The organism is Bradyrhizobium sp. AC87j1 (assembly GCF_002936975.1).
In the GTDB taxonomy this organism is placed as follows: Bacteria; Pseudomonadota; Alphaproteobacteria; order Rhizobiales; family Xanthobacteraceae; genus Bradyrhizobium; species Bradyrhizobium shewense.
Genome location: NZ_PTFE01000062.1, coordinates 13,787 through 35,292, shown reverse-complemented (window position 1 = coordinate 35,292; position 21,506 = coordinate 13,787). Strand labels below are relative to the sequence as shown.

The following is a 21,506-nucleotide window of genomic DNA, read 5'->3' as shown; positions in this document are numbered from 1 at the left end:
TGCGGATCGGACGCCGCGGTCCAATAGCTGTCATCAATCGCCGCATAGGCCGGATGTATCGATCGGGCGCGAAAAAGCGCCGCAGGCTCGGATCAGGCCTTGGCCGAAGTATGTAGAATTATATTTCTTGCCATCGCCGATTGGGGCGAAATATGGTGCAGCAGCGGCCGCTGAGCCATTGGCGGCGCGACAGATTTTGCGTTCAATAGAGACAGGCCCGGGGCGGCGATCACCCCGTTTTCCGGGACCGATAATAAGGAGGGGAGTGGTTATGAGGACGGCATTCTGGCTGGCGGGCGCAGCGGCGCTGGTGCTGGCGAGCCCGGCTTTCGCCGGCGACACCATCAAGATCGGTTTCGTTTCGACCTTCAGCGGCCCGACCGCCGTGATCGGCAACGATATGCGCAACTCCTTCGAGCTCGCGCTGGATCACATGGGCCGCAAGATGGACGGCAAGCCGGTCGAGGTCATCTACGAGGATGACGGGCAGAAGCCCGATGTCGGCAAGCAGAAGACCGAGAAGCTGGTGCAGTCGGACAAGGTCGATTTCATCGTCGGCTACATCTGGTCGAACGTGCTGCTGGCCTCGCTGAAGACCGCGGTCGACTCGCAGACCTTCCTGATCTCGGCCAACGCCGGCCCGTCGCAGCTCGCCGGCGAGCTGTGCTCGCCTTACGTGTTCTCGACCTCATGGCAGAACGACCAGACGCCGCAGGCTATGGGCCTCTACATGAACCAGAAGGGCGTCAAGAGCGTGTTCCTGATCGGGCCGAACTACGCGGCCGGCAAGGACATGCTCGCGGGCCTGAAGAACACGTTCAAGGGCGAGATCAAGGGCGAGGAATACACGGTGTGGCCGAGCCAGCTCGATTTCTCCGCCGAGCTCTCCAAGGCGCGCGCCTCGGGCGCGGAGTCGATCTTCGTGTTCTATCCGGGCGCAGCCGGCGTGCAGTTCCTCAACCAATATGCGCAGGCCGGCCTGAAGAGCACGATGCCGCTCTACACCGCCTTCACGGTGGACGAGCTGTCGCTGCCGCTACAGAAGGAGAACGCGCTCGGGGTGCCAGGCGCGCAGGAATGGGTCAACGACCTCCCCAACGAGCAGAACAAGCGCTTCGTCGCCGACTATCGCAAGAAGTACACCGGTCTGCGCCCGACCTATTACGGCGCGCAATCCTATGACGCCGCCCAGCTCATCAACAGCGCGGTGGTCGCGGTGAAGGGCGACACCAGCAAGAAGGATGCGATGAAGGCCGAGATGGAGAAGGCCAACTTCAAATCGCTGCGCGGCGCGTTCAAATACGGCAAGAACCACATCCCGGTGCAGAGCTTCTATCTCCAGGACGTCGTGAAGGACGCCGAAGGCCAGCTCTCGCTGAAGACGGTCGCGACCATCGTGGAGAACGACCAGGATCGTTTCCACGACAAGTGCAAGATGAAGTAGCTACAAGCGACGTTGCCCCTTCTCCCCTTGTGGGAGAAGGTGGCGCGAAGCGCCGGATGAGGGGTATCTCTCCGCAAAGCAATTTCCATCGAGTTCGCCGAGAGATACCCCTCACCCGTCTCGCCGCTGTCGCGGCGAGCCACCCTCTCCCACAGGGGGAGAGGGTGATCACACCCGTGGCATGCTGGCGGGCCGCACTTCGCGGGACTGGGCTGCGAGCCTGATCCCGGCATTCGCCGCACCGAACCCCTGATAATTCCTGCGCTCGACGATCTCGAAGAAAAACCGCTCGTCGAAAATGTGGGTGTAGACCTGGAAGAACTCGCCGTCGCCCTCGCGGTCGTAGAGGATGTGATTGGCGCGGAGCTGCGCCATCAGGTCGGGCGCGAGGTCATATTTGGCTTCGATGTCGTCGTAGTAATTGTCGGGGATATCCAGGAAATCCGCGCCGCGCTTGCGCATCTCCGCGACCGCCGCAAAAATGTCCCGGCACGAGAACGCGACGTGCTGCACGCCTGAGCCGAAGAACTCCGAGATGAAGCGTGCCGGCAACGTCCGGTTGGCGGAGGAGCCGTTGAGCACGAAGCGCAGGCTCTGGTCGGCGTTGATGATGGCCTGGCTCTGCACGAGGCCTCGGGGATCGGCGATCTCCATCTGCGGCAGCCGCTTGAGGTCGAGGATGCCGGTGTAGAACAGCAGCCAGGACAGCATCTCGTCATAGGGCATCGACTGCGCGATGTGATCGACGGTGAGCAGCGCGTCCGCGGCTGCATCGCTCGGGACAGGCTCGAAATCCGTGTCCCAGTTCTTGCCGGCCTGATCCAGGAAATACAGCAGGCTGCCGCCGACGCCGTGGATCGCCGGGATCTCCAATTCGCCCGGCCCGACCGGCTGGTAGAAGGTGCGCGCCTTCAGCATCTCGGCACGCTGCAAGGCAAGGCCGGCATTGTCGACATCGAGTGCAATCGCGCAGACGCCGGGACCGTGCGTCACATAGTGCGAATGCGCAAAGCCGTCGGTCTCGCTGTTGATGACGAGCTCGACCTTGCCCTGCGACCAGCGCTCCACCGCCTTGCTGCGATGCGCGCCGGTCTTGCGGAAGCCGAGTTGTGCAAACAGGCGGGCGAGCTCGCCGGCCTTGCTCTCGTTGACGGCAAACTCGATAAACCCGGTGCCGCGGCTCTTCGCCTTTGGTGCCAGCGGCTCGGCGGCGAATCTCGGCCAATCCGGCGCAAGCTGGTCTTCCAGCAGGATCAGCGAGCGCAGGCCGTCGAGCGCGGTCTGCGCGGCCGAACCGGCGCGGAACTGGTCGTTGAAGATCTCCAGCGACAGCGGCCCGGCATAGCCGGTTGCCGCGATCGCCGCCATGAACTCGCCGACCGGCAGATCGCCCTGTCCGGGGAAGGAGCGGAAGTGCCGGCTCCAGGACAGGATGTCGAGCTCGAGCTTCGGCGCGTCGGCAAGCTGCACCAGAAAAATCTTGTCGCCGGGGATCGAGGCCATCGCGCGGACCGGGAAGCCGGGTGCCAGCGCGTGGAAACTATCCAGGATGACGCCGATCGCGGGATGGTCGGCGCGGCGCACGATCTCCCAGGCATCGCGGTAGTCGTTGACATGACGTCCCCAGGCCAAGGCCTCGTAGCCGACGCGCAAGCCCCGACTGGCGGCGCGCTCGCCCAGCTCACGAAAATCGTCCGCGGCGCGATCGATGCCACCGAGCGAGGCGGGCGAGACGTTGGAGCAGATCAGCAGCAAATCGGTGCCGAGCTCCTGCATCAGATCGAACTTGCGTTCCGCGCGGGCAAAGTTGCGTGCGCGCTGCGGCTCCGGCATGCCCTCGAAATCGCGGAACGGCTGAAACGCGCAGATCTCGAGATTGAGGTCCTTGCAGAGCTTTGCGATGTCGCGCGGGCTTGCGCCGAACGACAGCAGATCGTTCTCGAAGATCTCGACCGCGTCGAACCCGGCCAATGCGATGGCGCGAAGTTTTTCGTCGAGGGCGCCTGAGAGGGAGACGGTGGCGATCGAGCGCTTGTTCATGCTGCATTGTCCTCCATGGCACCGCCGAGGAAGAGCTGGCCGATGCGGGGATCGTTCAGGATGCGCTTGGCGTCGTCAACCATGCGGGTCTGGCCGAGCTCGAGCACGATGCCGATGTCGGAGATTTCCAGCGCCGAGCGCGCGTTTTGTTCGATCATCAGGATGGTGACGCCGCGGTCGCGCAGGCGCTTGAGGATGTCGAAGGTCTGCTGCACCATCAGCGGCGACAGGCCGATCGAGGGTTCGTCGATGAGTACCAGCTTCGGCTCGAGCAGCAGCGAGCGGGCGATCTCGAGCTGCTTCTGCTCGCCGCCGGAAAGTGTCGAGGCCTGCTGTGTCGATTTGCGGCGCAATGCGGGGAACAGGTCGAGGGCAGCCTCGATCCGCGTGGGCAGGTCGAGGCCCTTGCCGGCGGCGACGCCGCCGAGCTCGATATTTTGACGCACCGACAGCTCGGGGAAGATGTTGCGGCCCTGCGGCACGTAGCAGATGCCGGCATTGAGCAGCGCGCGCTGGCTCAAATTGATGATGTCGCGGCCGGCAAAGCTGATCTTGCCCTCGCGCAGCTTCAACAGGCCGAAGATCGCCTTGAACACGGTGGACTTGCCGGCGCCGTTGGGACCGATGATCGTGGTGATCGTGGCTTGAGGCACGGCAAACGTCGTGCCGTTCAAGATCGTCATCTTGCCGTAGCCGCCGACGAGATTGTGAACCGAGAGGATAGGCTCGCTCATGATCGGCTCCTCAATGTCCGAGATAGGCTTCGATCACGGCGGGGTTCTTGCGGACCTCGTCGGGCCGCCCCATCGCCAGCACCTTGCCTTCCGCCATCACCATCACGCGCGAGCACAGCGACATCACGAACTCCATGTTGTGCTCGATCACGACGAAGGTGGCGTTCTTCTCGCGGTTGATCGCGACCAGGCGGTCCTTCAGGTCCGCCAGCATCGACGGGTTGACGCCACCGGCAGGCTCGTCGAGCAGCACCAGGCGCGGGCCGCCCATGAAGGCCATGGCGGCGTCGAGCAGTTTTTGCTGGCCATAGGACAATCCGCCGGCCGGCTCGTCGGCGAGATGATCGAGCTTGAAGAACCCGATCATCTGGTTGGCGGTATCAGTCAGTCCGGCATCGGAGCGGCCGACCAGGCGCGAGGCCATGTTGCCCTGATGCTCCTGGCCCGCGAGGATCAGGTTCTCGCGCACCGAGAGCTTTGGAAACACCTGCAACAGCTGGAAGGTGCGGCTGACGCCGAGCTTGTTCAGCTCGGAGGGGCGGAGGCCTGTGACGAGTTTGCCGTCGAGCTTGACCTCGCCGCCTGACGGGGTGAGCTGGCCGAGGATACAGTTGAATAGCGTGGACTTGCCGCAACCGTTCGGACCGATCAGGCCGAGGATCTCGCCCTCGCGCACGTCGAAGGAGACGCCGTCGACGGCGCTGATGCCGCCAAAGTTCTTCTTGATATCGGAGACTTCGAGCACCGCACTCATTGCACCGTCTCCAGGCGGGATTTTGCGACGGCGCGCAGCGCGGAGGCAGCCTTGGTGCGGCGCTCGGCGAGATAGCGGTCGAGGATTCCCAAAATGCCGGTCGGCGACCAGATCAGCAGCAGCATCACCGCCACCGCGTAGAGCATCAGATAATAGCCCTCCGTGAAGCGCAGCCATTCCGGCAGCAACACCGCGATCATCGCGCCGAGGAAGGGACCGAAATAGAAGCCCGCGCCGCCGACGATCACCATCATCAGAAGGTCGAGCGAGAGCGACAGGTTGAACGGCACGGGGTCGATATATTGCGTGAGCGGCGCATAGAGTCCGCCGGCGATGCCGCCGAGCGCCGAGCCGATCGCGAACGCCATCAGCGTGTAGCGGCGCGTGTCGATGCCGAGCGATTGGGCGCGCAGCGGGTTTTCGCGCAATGCCATGAAGGCGCGGCCCCAGGGTGAGCGGATCAGCCACCACACCGCGAGCGACACGATCGCGAGCGAGCCGAGGCAGACGTAGTAGAACGGCAGCGGCTTGTTGGTCGCGAAACCGAAGATATGCGGACGCGGGATGTTGGAGATGCCGTAGATGCCGCCGGTGAGCCAGCTCTCGTTGCGGAACACCAGGAAGGCGAGGGTGGAGAAGGCCAGGGTGACGAAGGCGAGGTAGTGGTGCTGCACGCGCAGCGCGGGATAGCCGAGCACCCAGCCGACCGCGAAGCTCAGCACGATGGCGACGACGATCGCCGCCGGCAACGGCCAGCCATGCGTGGTCATGATCGCCGCTGCATAGGCACCGATGCCGACGAAGGCGCCCTGCGCCAGCGAGACCTGGCCGGCATAGCCGAGCGTGAGGTTGAGGCCCATCGCAGCGATGGTCATCACCGCCCATTGGCTCAGGATGAACAGGCCGTAGCGGTTGAAGTTCATGGGGACGATGATCAGGCCGGCGATGACGATCAGGCCGAGCGCGATCTTCAGAGGTTTGCCGAAGCTGATCATACCGTGCGCTCCTCGGCGCGGCCGAGCAGTCCTTGGGGCCGGAACAGGATGACGGCGATCAGGAAGATCATCGGCACGGCGGCGCGGTACTGCGTCGAGACATAGGCGGCCGCGAGATTGTCGAGCACGCCGATCAAGAGGCCGCCGGCGATCGCGCCGCGCACCTGGTTGAAGCCGCCGACGATCGCCGCGATGAAGGCGGCCTGGCCCAGCACCTCGCCGGACGAGAATTTTGCGAGGTAAATCGGTGTGATCAAAAGCGAAGCCAGTGCGACCAGGAAGGCGTTGATCAGGAAGGTCAGCAGGATCATGCGCTCGACCGGCACGCCGATGATGCGCGCGACCGTCGGGTTCTGCGCCGCCGCCTGCATCTGGTGGCCGAGCGAGGTGCGGTTGAGAAGGGCGGTCAAGCCGAAGACGGCAACGATGGCGACGACGAGCACGCCGATGCTTTGCAGCGAGACCGCGTGGCCGAGGATGGAGATGTCGCCGGTCGGCACGATCGACGGGAAGGGCGAGGCCTCGGCGCTGAAGAATTGCTTGACCGCTTCCTTGAGGCCGATCGCCAGCGCCATCGTCGCAATCGCGAGCGGCAGCACGCCGTGGCGCATCATCGGGTCGACCAGCAGGAGCTTGAAGCCGAGGCCGAGCAGGATCATCGACAAGAGGATGCCGAGGATGATCGCGAGCCAGAACGGCGCGCCGGCGTGCATCGCCGCCAGCATCAGGAACGCCGGCAGCATCACGAACTCGCCTTGCGCGAAATTGATGGTCTGCGAGGTCTGCCACAGCAGCGTGAAGCCGACCGCGACCAGCGCATAGATCGCGCCGGTGGCCAGTCCCGCGACCAGAAGATCGAATAGGTTGGACATGTTCCCCTCTCGTGTCCCGTCTCCCTCGCCCCGCTTGCGGGGAGAGGGTCGGGGTGAGGGGGAGTCTCCGCGAGGTCGCTGATGGTTGGACTCGTGGAGGCTCCCCCTCACCCGGATCGCATCTTCGATGCGACCCGACCTCTCCCCGCAAGCGGGGAGAGGTGAAAGATCGCGCGCCTCACTTCACCTTGGGCAGCACCTGCTTCACCACCTGCTTGCCTTCGACCACCTCGACCAGAAAGCTCTGGCGGTCGATGTCGCCGGTGTCGCTGAAGGTGACGTCCATCAGGATGCCCGGCTCGTCCGCGGCCTTGATGGTGAGGCCGTGCAACGTCTCGGCAAACTTCTTCGGGTCGACCTTGCCCATCTTCTCGGTGGTGGCTTTCACCATGTAGACGGCGAGATAGCCCTTCAGGCCGTTATGGTCGGGCACGTAATTGTACTTCTTGGAGAACTTCTCGCGGAACGCTTTGATCAGGTCGACCGGGGCATCGGTGGTGAGGCCGACATGGCCGCGTGCGCCGTTGGCGGCGTCGCCGGCGAGCTCGATCACCTTCTGGCCGATCAGCGTGGTCTCGCCCATCAGCGGCGCGGTGACGCCCTGGCGCTTCAGCTCCTTCAGGATGCGGGCGCTCTCCTCTTCGTTCAGGTAGACGAACACGGCATCCGGATTGGCGGCCTTGATCTTGCCGACGTCGGCGGCGAAATCGGCCTGGCCCGCCTCGGTCGAGAGGTCGGCGACCACCTTGGAGCCGAGCCGGTCGAGCTCCTTGACGACGACGTCGCGTCCGCCGCGGCCGAAGTCGTTGTTGACCCAGACCACCGCGACCGTTTTCGCCTTCATCTCGTCGTGGATGTATTTCGCGACCTTCGGCATCGAGGATTGCTGGCCGAACGAGGTGCGGAACAGGAATTTGTTGCCGGCCTGCGTCAGCTCGGCGGCTTCGCCGCCCATGATCTGCGCGATGCCCGCTTCGGCGGCGAGCGGCGCGGTGACCTTGACCGAGCCGGAATAGCCGGGTCCGAGCAGCACATAGGGCTCGGCGTCGAGCGCCTTCTGCACCTGGGCGCGGGCGACGCCGGGGTTGGATTGCGAGTCGGCATGGCTGACTTCCAGCTTGCGGCCGAGCACGCCGCCCTTGGCGTTGATCTCCTCGATCGCGAGATCGATGCCGTTCTTCCAGTTGGTGCCGACAGTGGCGCCGCCGCCCGAGAGCTCGGCAACGTTGGCGAGCTTGATGGCCTGGGCGTGGACGCTGGTTGCAGTCGCGAAGGCAAGCAGGGCGCCTGCCAGCAGGGTCGATTTCATGGTTTCTCCTCCCATTTTTCGTCGAGATTGTCCGCGGCCTTGTGTCGGCCGCTTCGGTTACGCAGCGTGATAAGCCGAGCTTCGTGCCGCCATCACCTCGTCGAATGCCTGTCCCATGATCTCGGTCGATGGGGCAAGGCCCGTGAACAGTTCGAAGGCGTCGGCCGCCTGGTAGATCGCGAGCTCCCGCCCGGTCATGATCCGCGCGCCCTTGGCTTGTGCCGCCGCCAGCAGCGGTGTGATCAGCGGCGAGTAGACGGCGTCCGCAACCCACATTTTTTCATGCAGCAGCGCGGCCGTAACCGGCATGCCGCGGTCCGGCAGCATCCCGACCGGCGTGCCGTTGACGAGGCCGGTCGCGCCGCGCAGCGCATCCTCGACGCTTGCGGCGATCCTTGCGCCGCCCCGCGGCGCAAGCAGGGAGACGAGCGTCGCCGCGCGCGCCGGCTCGCTGTCGAAAATGCGGATGTCGGACACTTTCAGGCTCGCCAGCGCAAACGCAATCGCCTTGCCGACGCCGCCGGCGCCGATCACCGCAACGGCATTCCCCGCGGGCGCCAGCAGTGGCGCCACGGCGCGGGCAAAGCCCGTGGTGTCGGTGTTGTGGCCGGTCAGGCGGCTGTCCCGGACGACGACGGTGTTGACCGCGCCCATCGCGGCGGCGTCCGGCGCCAGCGCGTCGAGCAGCGGGACCACCGCTTCCTTGTAGGGATAGGTGACGTTGACGCCGGCAAAGCCGAGCCGCCGCACGCCTTCGAGCATCATGCGGAGCCCGGTCGCGTCGGCGCCGGCGACCTCGATGAGCTGGTAGTGGCCGCGCAGGCCGAGCGCCTCGGCGGCGCGCTCGTGCATGGCGGGGGAGGCGGAATGCGCGATCGGCGCACCGATCAGGCCGGTGAGGAGCTTCTTGCTGGCGGCGTATCCGCGCTTGGACATGTTTGCTATCGTCTCGTTGGGGAGCGTTCGGTTCCGGCCATTAGCCGGCAAATCCACGCAATTCCAAGGGGGTTCGGGGTGCGACGATAGTCCTTCCCTTGCCTAACACAATTACCCTTTTGTCCTGCAATCCGAACATAATGTTATTTTTTCCGCCCGCGCGCCTGCGCAGCCTTGCCGTTGCCGCGAGACGGCTCGATGGCGCGCATCTCGGCGCGCAGGGACTCGATGAAAGACTCGGCATGGAGCGACAGCGGCGTGCCGCGTTTGACTGCGATATAGGTGTCGAACTTCGTCGGCTCGGTGATCTTCACCAGTTCGATCCCGGGATAGCCGCCATGGGCCACCGTGAACTGGTCGATGATGGCGATGCCGAGGCCCGCCTTCACCAGCGCGCAGACCGTGGTGCCGAAGCGTGCGCGGATGGTGATGTTGTAGTCGAGGCGGTTGCGCGCGAAGATCCCCGCCATGATCCGGCCGTAGGGATCGTTCGGATCGATGCCGATCAGCGGATAGCGGGTGATCTCCTCGGCGGAGACCTGCTTGCGGCCTGCGAGTTCGTGACCCGGCGGCACGATGCAATAGAGCTCGCCCGAGGCGAGCGGCATGAAGTCGAGCCCGGAATGCTCCAGCCGGTAGCTCATCGCCACGCACTCGCCGCGGCCGAGCATGAGATAGTCGATGGCTTCCTCGAGCTTGAGGACGTTGATGTCGATGGCGAGATCGGGATAGCGGCGCCGGACGCGCTCGATCGCGCGCGGTACCATCACCTGCGAGATGCTCGGCACCGAGCCGATGCGCAGCTCCGACAGGCCGCCGCGGCCGATCTTGGAGATGATCTCGGAGAGATCGTCGACCTTCTTGTAGACGCCGTTGATCTGCTCGAAGATGTTCTCGGCTTCCGGCGTCGGGAAGTAACGCCCGTTCTGGCGCTGGAAGAAGCGGATGCCGAGCGAGCGCTCGGTGTATTTGACGAGGCGGCTGATCCCCGGCGCCGAGACGTTGAGCAGCTTCGCCGCACCGCCGATGGTGCCCGTCACCATCACGGCACGGATCACTTCAACCTGGCGCAGCGTCATCATATCCTGGGCATCCGAAAGACGATCATGGCGGCGATCATCTCACGAGAGCCGTGATGTCATCCAGCGGCAAGTGTGTGGATGTGGATGGAAGGGGAAGTCGCTCTCGTGTCCCGGACGCGCTGCAGCGTGAAACGCTGCTGCGCGGAGCCGGGACCCAGAGAACCAGAGGGTAAGCTGCGGATAGATGGGCCCCGGCTCTGCAGCGCATCGTCGAAGAGACGCTGCGCTGCGTCCGGGGCACGAGAAAGCCGCCGGGCCCGTCGGCTTCTTCAATAAGAGAAGAGTAACTTCGCTGTTAGATTGTTTCGCTCGAATGGAAGGGCGGCGGGCGCTCGATGGGTTCGTCGGCGCTGCGGCTATGTTTAGCTCGCCGGCTCTTCCGGCAATACGCTCTCGGCCAGCTCCTCGCGCTCGCTTTCCAGCACCGCGCGCGCGAACTCGATGATCTTCTGCTTGTTTGCCGTTTCGCGGACGGCGAAAAACACGCGGTTCAATTCCAGGCCGAGCACGCTGTTGAGGGCGATGTCCTCGTCTTCCATCGTGGTGTTCCCGCTTCGGTCGCTCAGGTGTATCGTGACGTCAATTCTGCCACAAGTAGTTTAAATCTTCAGGCGGATGAGCACCGGGAAACTACGGCCGCAGCGAATTGAGGCAGTCCCCAAATACGTGCTATACGGAACGGCGAGGGTCAGGAAACGCACTGATGTCCGCCGTGGATTATGGCCGGGAAGCGCTCGACTTCATTGAGGGGCTTGGAGCCTATACCAAGGTTCCGGACGCCATGGACGCGCTTGCAACCGCGTTCGGCCGGTACGGCTTCGAGCATATCATCGTAACGGGATTGCCGAATCCCGATCAGCGCTTTTCCCAGATGGTGCTCGCCAAGAAGTGGCCGGCCGAGTGGTTCAGCCTCTACACCCAAAAGAGCTACGACCGTGTCGATCCCGTGATCCGCAAATGTCGGCAGACGGTGAATCCTTTCGAGTGGTCCGAGGCGCCGTATGATCCGGAGCTGGAGCCGGGCGCGGTGGAGGTGATGCGGCGCGCTGCCGATTTCCGCATGTCGCGCGGCTTCGTCGTGCCGATCCACGGGTTGACTGGCTACGAGGCCGGCGTCTCGCTGGGTGGCGTTCATCTCGATCTCAACGCGCGCAGTAAGCCGGCGCTGCACCTGATCGGGATGTACGGGTTCGATCACATTCGTCGTCTGCTCGATCCGGCGCCGCATCCATCGATGCGCCTTACCCCGCGCGAGCGCGAGGTGCTCGCCTGGGCCTCGCAGGGCAAGTCGGCCTGGGAAATCGGCGAGATCCTCCACATCACGCAGCGCACGGCCGAAGAGCATCTTGCAACCGCTGCGCGCAAGCTTGGTGCCGTCAACCGGACGCATGCGGTCGCGATCGCGATCCGCCACAGAATCATCATCCCCTGAAATCCGCGCCTACTGGGAAATTTCCCAATAGTCGGTTTCGCCGTTTTCCGTGAGGATTCCCCCATTATTTCGAACAATGGGGGAGAAAATGGTTCATGTGATTTCAGCCGTTAACCGGCACCTTTACGAGGACGTTCTTGAGCAGCATTTCAGGGTGCGCCACGAGATTTTCGTCGAGGAGCGGAAATGGGAGGCGCTGCGCAAGCCCGACGGCCGCGAGATCGACGCTTACGATAATGAGGACGCGATCTACCTGCTGGCTCTCGAAAACCGCCGGGTGCTCGGCGGCTCCCGCCTGTATCCGACCACCAAGCCGACGATGATGAGCGAGGTCTTCCCGCATCTCGCCACGGTGCGCGGTTGCCCCTCGGACCCGCTGGTCTGGGAGTGGTCGCGCTTCTTCGTTTCGCGGGAGCGCCGCGACGGCGCGTTCAATCTGCAATTGATGGCGGCGGCGCAGGAGTTCTGTCTGGATCAGGGTATCGAGCGTCTCTGTCTCGTCATGGAGACTTGGTGGTTGCCCCGCTTCCATGACATCGGCTTCGTCGTGACCCCGCTGGGATTGCCGGCACTGATCGAGAATTCCTGGACCATGGCGGCGTCCATCGAGGTCCGTCAGGAATCGCTCGATGTCGTGCGCGACCGTATCGGGATGAAGGATGTCGTGCGCCAGGACGGCCCGCGTCTGGACGCCGTCGCCCGTGCCAACCTTTGCGGCGCTGCTGCCGCGCAACGAAAGAGCGCCTGAGATGTCGAACATGATGCGGGACAGCCAGATCATGGCGCAGATCAGGGACGATGATCTCGGCTACATGTCGGACATGGCGCTCGAGCTGGCGCAGATGGCGGAAGACACCGGATTAACGACGCTCGCCTATCTGTTCCGGATGGCGGCGCTGGAGGCCTCGACGGTCAACAGCGTGCTCGCCGACCCGGATCACCTTCCCCGGCAGATGACGTCGCACTAGGCGCAATCCTTCCTTACATTCCGACGAAGTCGCACCCTCTCGCCGGCCCACCGGCGAGAGGGTTGTCGTTTGGGTGCGGCAGGTTGCCCCATGCCGCACGGCAGCCTTCTTGCAGGAATGTCTCGACCGCATGCACCCGCATGCAACAAAGTGCATGTTTAGTGTCGAATCGCTCTTGCCTCGGAACGATACTGCCATTACCCATTTTTCCGCCTTGAACAGGCAGGGGGAGCTCTTTCACTGATGGCGAACGTGTTCGAACATCGGCGCGACACCGCGTGCGCCTGAAAGAGTCTTGATGCTGCTCGTCGTCGAACAGTTCCTGAACGGATTGCAGTTCGGCCTGCTGCTGTTTCTGCTCGCCGCCGGCCTGACGCTGGTGTTCGGGATCATGGATCTCGTCAACCTCGCGCACGGCTCGCTCTACATGATGGGCGCCTATTTCGCCGCGACCTTCGCGGCGTGGACCGGCAGTTTCCTGCTCGGGGCGCTGATGGCGCTGGGGGCCACGCTGGTGCTCGGCATCGTGCTGGAGATGAGCGCGCTGCGGCATCTCTATGGCCGCGACCATCTCGACCATGTGCTGGCGACCTTCGGCCTGATCCTGTTCTTCAACGAAGCCGTGCGCCTGATCTGGGGCCCGGCCGGCCTTGCGCTGCCGCTGCCGGCCTGGCTCACGGTGCCGGTGCCGATCCTGCCCGGCATTCACTATCCCGCCTATCGGCTCGCCATCATCGTGGTGGCGCTGCTGGTGGCGCTGCTGCTCTATCTCGGCGTGATGCGCACCCGCATCGGCATGCTGATCCGCGCCGGCGCCTCCAACCGCGAGATGATCGGCGCGCTCGGCATCAACATCAAGCTGCTCTACACGCTAGTGTTCGGCTTGGGCGCCGCGCTCGCCGGCCTCGCCGGCCTGATGCAGGCGCCGATCCTCACCGTGCAGATCGGCATGGGCGAGAACATCCTGATCCTCGCTTTCGTCATCATCGTGATCGGCGGCATCGGCTCGATCCGTGGCGCGTTCCTCGCCGCGATCTTCGTCGGCATGATCGACACGCTCGGTCGCGCCTTCCTGCCCAATCTGCTGCGGCAGGTGCTGAGCGGCGCCGCGGCCTCCACCGCCGCGCCCGCATTGTCCTCCATGCTGATCTACCTGCTGATGGCGATCGTGCTGGTGGTGCGGCCGGAGGGGCTGTTTCCGGCCAACCGTCGATGAAGTCCTTCACTGTGAGCAAGGCCGTTACGGCCCTGATGCTGGCGGGCCTCCTGCTGCTGCCGCTCTATTCGCAGCTCTCCGGCAACATCTTCATCCTGACGCTGTTCACCCGCATCATCATCCTGGCGCTGGCGGCGGCGAGCCTCAACCTCATCATGGGTTTTGGCGGCATGATGAGTTTTGGCCATGCCGCCTATCTCGGCATCGGCGGCTACGCGGTCGGCATGCTGGCGCAGGAAGGCGTCGGCAGCGGCTTCATCCAGTTTCCGGTCGCGCTCGCGGCGTCCGCGCTCTACGCGCTGGTGATCGGCGCGCTGTCGTTGCGGACCCGTGGCGTCTATTTCATCATGATCACGCTCGCCTTCGCGCAGATGGCCTATTACGTCGCTTCGGGCCTGGCGCGCTACGGCGGCGATGACGGCCTCACCGTCTACAAGCGCAGCGACTTCTCCGGGCTGATCAACCTGTCGAACCGCACGCAGTTCTATTATCTCTGCCTCGCCTGCCTCCTCGGCGTCATCTTCCTGATCTGGCGCATCGTCAATTCGCGCTTCGGCCTCGTCGTACAGGGCCTGCGCTCCAACGAGCAGCGCATGCAGGCGATCGGCTTCCCGGCAAAACGCTATAAGCTGGTCTGCTTCGTCATTTCAGGCACGATGTGCGGCCTCGCCGGCGCGCTGCTCGCCAACAACACCGACTTCGTCAGCCCGGCCGTGATGTACTGGACGCGCTCGGGCGACCTCATGGTGATGGTGATTCTCGGCGGCATGGGCACGCTGTTCGGCCCGATCATGGGCGCGGTGGTGTTCCTGCTGCTGGAGGAGTTCCTGTCGCAGATCACCGAATATTGGGCGCTGATCATGGGCCCGCTGCTGCTGCTGATCGTGCTGTTCGGCCGCGGCGGCATCATGGGCATGCTGGGGAGGGCCGGCCGTGGCTGAACCCTTGCTTCGCGTCGAAAAGCTGGTGCGTCGCTTCGGCGGCATCGTTGCGACGGATAACGTCTCGCTCGACGTCGCCGCGGGCGAGCTGCACGCCATCATCGGCCCGAACGGCGCCGGCAAGACCACGCTGATCAGCCAGCTCACCGGGCATCTCGAGCCGCATTCCGGCAGCGTCTCGCTGGCGGGGCGCGACATCACCTATCTGCCGGCCTATCGCCGCTGTGCGCTGGGTCTTGCGCGTTCGTTCCAGATCACCTCGCTGCTGCTCGATTTCACCGCCGCGGACAATGTCGCGCTGGCGGCGCAGGCCCATGCCGGCACCTCGTTCCGCTTCTTTGCCAATGCGCGCAAGGAGCGATCCTTGCGCGATGCCGCGCATGCCGCGCTCGATCGCGTCGGCCTGTTGCATCGCGCCGATGTCGTGGTGAACAGGCTCAGCCATGGCGAGCGGCGCGAGCTCGAGCTTGCGGTCGCGCTCGCGAGCAAGCCGAAGCTGCTGCTGCTCGACGAGCCGATGGCGGGTCTTGGTGTCACCGAATCCCAGCGCATGGTGAAGCTGCTCCAGGAGCTGCGCAAGGAAGTCTCGATCGTGCTGGTCGAGCACGACATGCCGGCGGTGTTTGCGCTTGCCGACCGCATCACGGTGCTGGTCTATGGCCGCGTCATCGCCTCGGGCGATCCGGCCGCAATCCGTGCCAACGAGGACGTCAAGCGCGCCTATCTCGGCGACCAGCACGTGGTGACGCATCATGGCTGACACGCTGCTCGAGGTTGACGGCATCGAGACCTGTTACGGCCTCTCCCAGGTGCTGTTCGGCCTGTCGCTGTCGATCAGGCCGGGCGAGATGGTCTCGCTGATGGGCCGCAACGGCATGGGCAAGACCACGACCATCCGCTCCATCATGGGCCTGACGCCGGCGCGCGCCGGCAGCATTCGTTTCGCGGGCGCCGAGGTCAGGCAGCTTCCCTCGTACAGGATCGCAAAGCTCGGCGTCGGCCTGGTCCCCGAGGGACGCCAGATCTTCCCGAACCTCACCGTGCGCGAAAATCTGGTCGCGGCCGCCGCCGACCGCTTCAGCAGCCCCAATCCCTGGACTCTGGCCGCGATCTACGTGATGTTTCCGCGCCTTGCCGAACGCGCCTCCAACATGGGCAACCAGCTCTCCGGCGGCGAGCAGCAGATGCTCGCGATCGGCCGCGCGCTGATGACCAATCCGAAGCTCCTGATTCTCGATGAAGCGACCGAAGGCCTCGCGCCGCTGATCCGCGAAGAGATCTGGCACTGCCTGTCGCTGCTCAAGAGCCGCGGACAGTCGATCCTGGTCGTCGACAAGAACGTCGACCATCTCGCCCGCATCTGCGATCGCCACTTCATCATCGAGCGCGGCAAGACGATGTGGAGCGGCACCTCCGACCAGCTGATGGCGGAACCGGATCTCCAGCACAAATATCTCGGCATCTGACGCACGTTCCTGCCGACCGCGCGTAACGCGCAAGATTCTCTTCGAGCAAATCCAGTTTCGAATCCCTCCAAACCGCGCGCAGCGCTCTTGAGCGCGCCGCCGCCAGCGGTCAAACAAGCCGCGGCGTAAGCGGATTCGATGCGGGACTTCTACGATCAAATTGTCGGACGGCCTCAAGACGACATCGATTCCGCACAGCCGGGCGCTTCGACAGCGCAATGGCTGGATTTTCCGGGCTGCGTGTTTGTCAGAGGCGAGTTTCGAGCCGATGCCGACGGCTCTGCGATCGCAGCCCCGGGCCTGTTCATCTCGGTCTCCGTTGATGGTGGCGCAGGCCGCGGCATTCTGACGCGCAGCACCGGCTGCGAAGGGCGGATGACGGCAATTGCCGTGCGCGAAACCTGCGCAGCGGAACGCGCGGTTCACTCCGGCGAGCGTTGCGCGATCGGCCTGGCGTTTCCCCAAACCTCGATCGATGGGCTCGGACTCGGCGATGAGTTTCGGGCGCTGTTTGCGAACGACGTCTCGGACGCAGCGATCGTCTCGCTGAGGGCATCTGCGCGCATACAGGCGGTCGCGGCAGAAATGTTTTCGCCGCCGGTCACCGGCAACGCGGCGCAATTGCTGCTGTCGGCGCATGCCGCCGAGATCGTGGTCCACGCCTTGTTCGGCGAGCGCGGCCGGATTGCGACCGATCCCACCACCGATCTGCAGTGGACGCGGCTGCAATCGGTGAAGCAGCGGATGGATGCTGATCTCGCCTATCCCTGGAGTATCGACGAACTGGCGCGGAACGCTGGGCTGAGCCGCAGGTCCTTCAACCAGAAATTCCGGATGGCATATGGCCAGAGCGCGATCGACTATCTCAGGGCTCAGCGGCTCGATGCCGCACGTGCCTTTTTGATTCACCAGCGCTTGTCCGTCACCGAAGCGGCTTATCGGGTCGGCTACGCCCATCCGGCAAATTTCGCGACAGCCTTCCGCAGGCGCTTCGGCCATTCGCCGAGTCGCTATCAGTAAACTCGAAAGCCTCCACGTGGGATCAAAGGTGATTTGCGCGCGCGCAAAGGCGGCGGCCGCTTTGATCTGGTTACACCCGGGTTGTTGAACACGGAACTCGGGGAAGACGATGAGGCGGAACGACGGGCAGACGCTTGGCTGGGAACGGATGGTGAGAACTGGTCTGGGAGCGGCCGGTTTGGGAGTGGTCCTGCACGCGACGCCCTCGGCCGCACAGGTCTCCGGAACCAATTCGCCTTCGACGGCGGGCACATTGCCTCCGGTCACGGTGGAGGCACCGAGCCAGGCGCGTCCGCGTGCCCAATCTGTCCAGCGCGCCTCACAATCGCAGCGCGGCCGCGTCGCGACGCCGCGCAATGCCGGGTCCGGACAAGCCAGAAACGCGGGCACGCGCGAGGCGGGTAGCGGCCGTGCCAATGCGTCGAGCGAGAACAGCTATGTCGCAAGCAGCAGCTCGGCGGGCACGAAGACGAACACCCCGCTGCTGGAGACGCCGCAATCGATCTCGGTCGTGACCCGCAAGGAGCTCAACGACCGCGCCGTGCAGACGCTGACGGAGGCGGTCGGCTATGAACCGGGCGTCCGCATCGATGCCTCCGGCTACGATCCGCGCTTCGACGCCATCTCAATCCGCGGCTTCGACATCACCTATAACGGCATCTATCTCGACGGCCTGCGCCTCGTCGGCGCCGGTCTCGGCGTGTTCAAGACGGAGCCTTATGGCGTTGACAGCATCACCGTGGTGCGCGGGCCGAGTTCGGCCCTCTACGGTCTCGGCTCGCCCGGCGGATTGATCGACCTGCAGAGCAAGCTGCCGACCAGCCAGCCGTTCCACGAGGTGCAGACGGTGTTCGGCGACCGCGAGCGCGTTCAGGGCAATTTCGATCTCTCGGGTCCGGTCGATCCCAACGGCCAATTTTCCTATCGGTTGACCGGCGTGGTGCGCGACGCCGACGTGTTCGTGCCCGGCGGCAAGGACAATCGTGTCTATGTCGCTCCCGCCGTCACCTGGAGGCCGGACCAATCGACGACCCTCACCATTCTCGGCGCCTACCAGAAATCGAAGACGCCGGGCTCGATGTTCACCTATTCCACGGGCACCGGCACCACCACGGACATCTTCACCGGCAGCCCGTCCTATAACTCGCTGGACCAGGAGCAGGGGCGCGTCGGCTATCTGTTCGAGCATGCGTTCAACAATGCGGTGACCGTTCGGCAGAAATTCCGCTATGTCGATGTCGATGCGGTCACGCGCTATGTCGGCTTTCTCGGCGCTCCCGTCGGCAATGTCGTCTCGCGCTACACCGGCTACGTCCACGACACGCTGCAATCGGCCATCATGGACAACCAGGTCGAGGCAAAACTCTCGACCGGTCCCGTGCAGCACACGCTCCTGGTCGGCACCGACTACACGGCATCGAAGTTCAACGACAAGCAGGGCTTCGGCTTCGGCGTCTCCGACCTCAATCTGGCCGCGCCGGCCTATGTGCCGGAATCGATTCCGGATCCCGCGATCTCGTCCTCAACGCAGCAGCGGCAGACCCAGTCCGGCGTGTACATTCAGGACCAGGCCAAGCTCGACCACTGGATCCTGACGCTGAGCGGCCGCAGCGACTGGGTTCGCACCACGGGCGAGGATCAGTTCGCGCTGACCCGCCAGCAGCAGTCCGAACAGGCCTATAGCGGGCGAGCCGGGCTGACCTATGTGTTCGATTCCGGGGTTGCGCCTTACGTCGCCTATTCAACCTCGTTCTTTCCCAATCTCGGCGTCGATCCCACGGGCGCCTTCTTCAAGCCCACCACCGGCAAGCAGACCGAGATCGGCGTCAAATATCAGCCGCTGGGGACGAGGAGCTTCATCACTGCTGCGGTGTTCGACCTGACCCAGAGCGGGGGCCTCGTCACGACCGGGACTGGCGTCACGGTCCAGCGCGGCGAGATTCAAAGCCGCGGCTTCGAATTGCAGGCGCTGGCGAGCCTCGGCGGCGGTTTCGACATCACCTCGTCCTACACCTATCTCGACATGGTCACCAAGCAGGCCGGCGACAGCGCGCAGATCGGCAAGTTTCCGTCGGGCAATCCGCCGCACACCGCGACGCTGTGGGGCAACTATGCCCTGCCGCTGGCCGGCCCGTTTGCCGGGCTGAGCATCGGTGGCGGCGTGCGTTACATGTCCTGGAGCTATGGTGACGATCTGAACACGTTCAAGAACAGCTCAGTGACCTTGGTTGATGCTGCGCTGAAATATGATTTCGGCCAGGCGGCGAAGGAGCTGAAGGGCGTTCAGTTCCAGGTCAACGCCAAGAACCTTTTCAATCTGCACTACACGACGTGCCAGGTCGGGTACTGCTACCGCGGCGCACCGCTGACCATCATCGCAACGCTCGGCTATCGCTGGTGAGGGTTCCCACGGGACGGAGGCGGTCGGACGATCACCATGGATCCCGTGACGGTGCAGTTCGCGGATGACGCGGACTTCGCTCGACTGCTGCCGGCGTTTGGCTTTCGGCGCTTTGGTCAACCCGTCTTACCTGGTTCGACCTGCCCGCTGTTAGTGCGATAGACGGTGCGTGCCGATCTCGATCAGGGTGGACCGGCAGGACAAGCGGTAGATCAGACTGAACAATTGATCCCACATGACCGAACTCCACTGTTGATCATGGACGGAAATCTAGACCCCGTCTCTTTCCGGCAGTTTTCGAGGCGCATGAAAAACGGCTTCTTCGCAGAGCGGAGTGATGTCGTCGGAACAGGGAGGACGAAGTCGCCTCACGCCGATGTGAGGCATATCCCTATCAAAACACCTCGAAATATTCGCGGTGCTCCCAGTCGGTCACCTCGGACAGGAAGCGGTCGATCTCGGCGTTCTTGATGTGGGTGTAATAGTCGACGAACTCAGGCCCGAACTTCTCGCGGAAGAACGGATCGTCCTTCAGCGCGCTGACCGCATCGCGCAGCGACTTCGGCAGCAGTGGCGCCTTGGTCTCGTAGGGCGTGTCGGCGGAGGGACCGGGATCGAGCTTGCGGTCGACGCCGTCGAGGCCCGAGAGGATCTGCGAGGCCATGTAGAGATAGGGGTTGGCGGCGGGCTCGCCGATGCGGTTCTCCAGGCGCGTTGCGGCATCATTGGCACCGCCGAGCACGCGGATCATCACGCCGCGATTGTCGCGGCCCCAGATCGCGCGGTCCGGCGCCAGCGAGTAGGAGCGGTAGCGCTTGTAGCCATTGATGGTCGGGGTGGTGAACACCGTCGAGGCCCGGGCGTGCTCGAGCAGGCCGGCGAGGTATGAGCGGCCGAAGGCGCTGAGCGGCTCACTGCCGTCCTTTTCCGTTTCTTTGGCCATGAAGATGTTTTCGCCGCTGGCGCGTGAGACGATCGACTGGTGCAGGTGCCAGCCGCTCGCGAACACGTTCGGCAGTTTCGGGCGGCACATGAAGGTGGCGTGATAGCCGTGCCGACGTGCGATCTGCTTCACGGCGCTCCGGAACAGCACCATGTTGTCGGCGGGCTCGATCCCCTTCCGCGGCGCGAAGGTGAATTCGCACTGGCTCGGCCCGAACTCGACCTCGACCGAGCGGAGGGGCAGCCCGAGCGCGACGATGTCGCGGCGCAGGATCTCCAGCACCGGCTCCATCTGATCGAAGCGTTGCTCGGTGAGATATTGATAGCCGTGGCTGAGCAGGCTCACCGATGGTGGCGTGCCCGGCTGGCCGGCGTCCTCGGGCCGCATATGCGGGTCGTCGAGCCTGAAGATGTGGAATTCGACCTCGAGCCCGGCGACGAAATCGTGTCCGCGCGTGCCGAGTTCGTCCAGCGCGCGCTTGTAGAGCCCGCGCGTCGCGAACGGCACCGGGCGGCCGTCATTGAAGTAGAGGTCGCACAGCACCCAGCCCGTGGTCGGCGCCCATGGCAAAACCCGAAACGTGGTGGGGTCGGCGACCATCAGCACGTCGGCCGCGCCTTCCATCTCCTTCATGCCGAAGCCGCCGCCCGCGGTGAACACCGGGAATACCGTGCGGTGCGACGTATCCTTGGCGAGCATGGTCGTGGTGATGGAGCATCCGCTCTCCAGCGAGGCGATCGCCTCGGAGGCGATGATGGTCTTGCCGCGCAGGATTCCGTGCTGGTCGGGGAAGGCGAGGCGGATGACCTCGAGGTTCTTCTCCTCGACGATGCGGCGCATGCGCGCCGCCGCGTCCCTCTGCTCATCCGACCACAGCGCATGACGCGCGACGAAAGTCACTTGGGTTGCTCCTCGCTGCTTGTCATTCCGGGGCTCGCGAAGCGAGAACCCGG

At 64.3% G+C, this 21,506-nt stretch carries 20 protein-coding genes; 10 read left to right on the top strand and 10 right to left on the bottom strand.

The annotated features are described in order from the left end of the window. Window positions 1-271 precede the first annotated feature (271 nt). Window positions 272-1,444 carry an ABC transporter substrate-binding protein gene (locus tag CV770_RS27065; RefSeq protein WP_091964200.1) on the top strand — a complete coding sequence of 391 codons (1,173 nt, stop codon included), beginning with the start codon at window positions 272-274 and terminating at the stop codon, window positions 1,442-1,444. Window positions 1,445-1,612: 168 nt separating this feature from the next. Here CV770_RS27065 and CV770_RS27055 read toward each other — a convergent pair whose 3' ends face one another. The 9 genes from CV770_RS27055 to CV770_RS27015 all read right to left on the bottom strand — a co-directional run bounded on the left by CV770_RS27055 (window position 1,613) and on the right by CV770_RS27015 (window position 10,705). Further along, window positions 1,613-3,484 (bottom strand): bifunctional sugar phosphate isomerase/epimerase/4-hydroxyphenylpyruvate dioxygenase family protein, encoded by a 1,872-nt coding sequence (locus tag CV770_RS27055; protein WP_104464543.1) that lies wholly within the window; start codon window positions 3,482-3,484, stop codon window positions 1,613-1,615. After that, window positions 3,481-4,218 carry an ABC transporter ATP-binding protein gene (locus tag CV770_RS27050; RefSeq protein ID WP_104464542.1) on the bottom strand — a complete coding sequence of 246 codons (738 nt, stop codon included), beginning with the start codon at window positions 4,216-4,218 and terminating at the stop codon, window positions 3,481-3,483. The genes CV770_RS27055 and CV770_RS27050 overlap by 4 nt, the downstream gene beginning before the upstream one ends. A gap of 10 nt (window positions 4,219-4,228) precedes the next feature. After that, the gene (locus tag CV770_RS27045; RefSeq protein WP_091965881.1) at window positions 4,229-4,972 is read right to left on the bottom strand and encodes an ABC transporter ATP-binding protein; all 744 of its coding nucleotides are present in this window, start codon (window positions 4,970-4,972) and stop codon (window positions 4,229-4,231) included. Beyond that, window positions 4,969-5,967, bottom strand: coding sequence for a branched-chain amino acid ABC transporter permease (locus CV770_RS27040; RefSeq protein ID WP_104464541.1), 999 nt, complete (start codon window positions 5,965-5,967; stop codon window positions 4,969-4,971). Before CV770_RS27040 ends, CV770_RS27045 begins: the two co-directional genes overlap by 4 nt. Continuing rightward, window positions 5,964-6,839 carry a branched-chain amino acid ABC transporter permease gene (locus CV770_RS27035; protein WP_038946887.1) on the bottom strand — a complete coding sequence of 292 codons (876 nt, stop codon included), beginning with the start codon at window positions 6,837-6,839 and terminating at the stop codon, window positions 5,964-5,966. Before CV770_RS27035 ends, CV770_RS27040 begins: the two co-directional genes overlap by 4 nt. Window positions 6,840-7,017: 178 nt before the next feature. After that, window positions 7,018-8,148 (bottom strand): ABC transporter substrate-binding protein, encoded by a 1,131-nt coding sequence (locus CV770_RS27030; protein WP_018316871.1) that lies wholly within the window; start codon window positions 8,146-8,148, stop codon window positions 7,018-7,020. Window positions 8,149-8,205: 57 nt separating this feature from the next. Next, window positions 8,206-9,084 (bottom strand): shikimate dehydrogenase, encoded by an 879-nt coding sequence (locus tag CV770_RS27025; protein WP_104464540.1) that lies wholly within the window; start codon window positions 9,082-9,084, stop codon window positions 8,206-8,208. Window positions 9,085-9,227: 143 nt separating this feature from the next. Next, window positions 9,228-10,166 (bottom strand): LysR family transcriptional regulator, encoded by a 939-nt coding sequence (locus tag CV770_RS27020; RefSeq protein WP_091965877.1) that lies wholly within the window; start codon window positions 10,164-10,166, stop codon window positions 9,228-9,230. Between the two features lie 362 nt (window positions 10,167-10,528). Further along, window positions 10,529-10,705, bottom strand: coding sequence for a hypothetical protein (locus tag CV770_RS27015; protein ID WP_091965876.1), 177 nt, complete (start codon window positions 10,703-10,705; stop codon window positions 10,529-10,531). Between the two features lie 164 nt (window positions 10,706-10,869). Here CV770_RS27015 and CV770_RS27010 point away from each other — a divergent pair, with 164 nt between their 5' ends. From CV770_RS27010 to CV770_RS26970, 9 genes are all read left to right on the top strand, one after another. After that, complete coding sequence (locus CV770_RS27010; RefSeq protein WP_091965875.1) at window positions 10,870-11,598, top strand: LuxR family transcriptional regulator; 729 nt, start codon at window positions 10,870-10,872, stop codon at window positions 11,596-11,598. Between the two features lie 88 nt (window positions 11,599-11,686). Continuing rightward, complete coding sequence (locus tag CV770_RS27005) at window positions 11,687-12,346, top strand: acyl-homoserine-lactone synthase (protein WP_201760056.1); 660 nt, start codon at window positions 11,687-11,689, stop codon at window positions 12,344-12,346. 1 nt (window position 12,347) lies between these two features. Next, window positions 12,348-12,566, top strand: coding sequence for a hypothetical protein (locus CV770_RS27000; protein ID WP_104464538.1), 219 nt, complete (start codon window positions 12,348-12,350; stop codon window positions 12,564-12,566). A gap of 298 nt (window positions 12,567-12,864) precedes the next feature. Continuing rightward, complete coding sequence (locus CV770_RS26995) at window positions 12,865-13,782, top strand: branched-chain amino acid ABC transporter permease (RefSeq protein ID WP_028139755.1); 918 nt, start codon at window positions 12,865-12,867, stop codon at window positions 13,780-13,782. After that, the gene (locus CV770_RS26990; protein WP_104464537.1) at window positions 13,779-14,723 is read left to right on the top strand and encodes a branched-chain amino acid ABC transporter permease; all 945 of its coding nucleotides are present in this window, start codon (window positions 13,779-13,781) and stop codon (window positions 14,721-14,723) included. Before CV770_RS26995 ends, CV770_RS26990 begins: the two co-directional genes overlap by 4 nt. Beyond that, complete coding sequence (locus CV770_RS26985; RefSeq protein WP_018316880.1) at window positions 14,716-15,483, top strand: ABC transporter ATP-binding protein; 768 nt, start codon at window positions 14,716-14,718, stop codon at window positions 15,481-15,483. The genes CV770_RS26990 and CV770_RS26985 overlap by 8 nt, the downstream gene beginning before the upstream one ends. Further along, on the top strand, window positions 15,476-16,189 hold the full coding sequence (locus tag CV770_RS26980) for an ABC transporter ATP-binding protein (protein WP_104464536.1): 714 nt from the start codon (window positions 15,476-15,478) through the stop codon (window positions 16,187-16,189). Before CV770_RS26985 ends, CV770_RS26980 begins: the two co-directional genes overlap by 8 nt. A 240-nt stretch (window positions 16,190-16,429) precedes the next feature. Continuing rightward, entirely contained in the window at window positions 16,430-17,209 is a 780-nt protein-coding gene (locus CV770_RS26975) for an AraC family transcriptional regulator (protein WP_245453874.1), read from the top strand. A 109-nt stretch (window positions 17,210-17,318) separates the two neighbouring features. Beyond that, the gene (locus CV770_RS26970) at window positions 17,319-19,610 is read left to right on the top strand and encodes a TonB-dependent siderophore receptor (RefSeq protein ID WP_245453873.1); all 2,292 of its coding nucleotides are present in this window, start codon (window positions 17,319-17,321) and stop codon (window positions 19,608-19,610) included. 394 nt (window positions 19,611-20,004) lie between these two features. On the opposite strand, the gene CV770_RS26965 is transcribed toward CV770_RS26970, so the two are convergent. After that, on the bottom strand, window positions 20,005-21,453 hold the full coding sequence (locus tag CV770_RS26965; RefSeq protein WP_091965868.1) for a glutamine synthetase family protein: 1,449 nt from the start codon (window positions 21,451-21,453) through the stop codon (window positions 20,005-20,007). Between the last annotated feature and the right edge of the window lie 53 nt (window positions 21,454-21,506).

Bases quoted from the DNA above. Each gene is read 5' to 3' on its own strand.
- CV770_RS27030 (WP_018316871.1), bottom strand. From the start codon at position 8,148: ATGAAATCGACCCTGCTGGCAGGCGCCCTGCTTGCCTTCGCGACTGCA.
- CV770_RS26990 (WP_104464537.1), top strand. From the start codon at position 13,779: ATGAAGTCCTTCACTGTGAGCAAGGCCGTTACGGCCCTGATGCTGGCG.
- CV770_RS27035 (WP_038946887.1), bottom strand. From the start codon at position 6,839: ATGTCCAACCTATTCGATCTTCTGGTCGCGGGACTGGCCACCGGCGCG.
- CV770_RS27040 (WP_104464541.1), bottom strand. From the start codon at position 5,967: ATGATCAGCTTCGGCAAACCTCTGAAGATCGCGCTCGGCCTGATCGTC.
- CV770_RS27065 (WP_091964200.1), top strand. From the start codon at position 272: ATGAGGACGGCATTCTGGCTGGCGGGCGCAGCGGCGCTGGTGCTGGCG.
- CV770_RS27055 (WP_104464543.1), bottom strand. From the start codon at position 3,484: ATGAACAAGCGCTCGATCGCCACCGTCTCCCTCTCAGGCGCCCTCGAC.
- CV770_RS26995 (WP_028139755.1), top strand. From the start codon at position 12,865: ATGCTGCTCGTCGTCGAACAGTTCCTGAACGGATTGCAGTTCGGCCTG.
- CV770_RS27005 (WP_201760056.1), top strand. From the start codon at position 11,687: ATGGTTCATGTGATTTCAGCCGTTAACCGGCACCTTTACGAGGACGTT.
- CV770_RS27050 (WP_104464542.1), bottom strand. From the start codon at position 4,218: ATGAGCGAGCCTATCCTCTCGGTTCACAATCTCGTCGGCGGCTACGGC.
- CV770_RS26970 (WP_245453873.1), top strand. From the start codon at position 17,319: ATGAGGCGGAACGACGGGCAGACGCTTGGCTGGGAACGGATGGTGAGA.
- CV770_RS27010 (WP_091965875.1), top strand. From the start codon at position 10,870: ATGTCCGCCGTGGATTATGGCCGGGAAGCGCTCGACTTCATTGAGGGG.
- CV770_RS27000 (WP_104464538.1), top strand. From the start codon at position 12,348: ATGTCGAACATGATGCGGGACAGCCAGATCATGGCGCAGATCAGGGAC.
- CV770_RS27045 (WP_091965881.1), bottom strand. From the start codon at position 4,972: ATGAGTGCGGTGCTCGAAGTCTCCGATATCAAGAAGAACTTTGGCGGC.
- CV770_RS27020 (WP_091965877.1), bottom strand. From the start codon at position 10,166: ATGATGACGCTGCGCCAGGTTGAAGTGATCCGTGCCGTGATGGTGACG.
- CV770_RS27025 (WP_104464540.1), bottom strand. From the start codon at position 9,084: ATGTCCAAGCGCGGATACGCCGCCAGCAAGAAGCTCCTCACCGGCCTG.
- CV770_RS27015 (WP_091965876.1), bottom strand. From the start codon at position 10,705: ATGGAAGACGAGGACATCGCCCTCAACAGCGTGCTCGGCCTGGAATTG.
- CV770_RS26980 (WP_104464536.1), top strand. From the start codon at position 15,476: ATGGCTGACACGCTGCTCGAGGTTGACGGCATCGAGACCTGTTACGGC.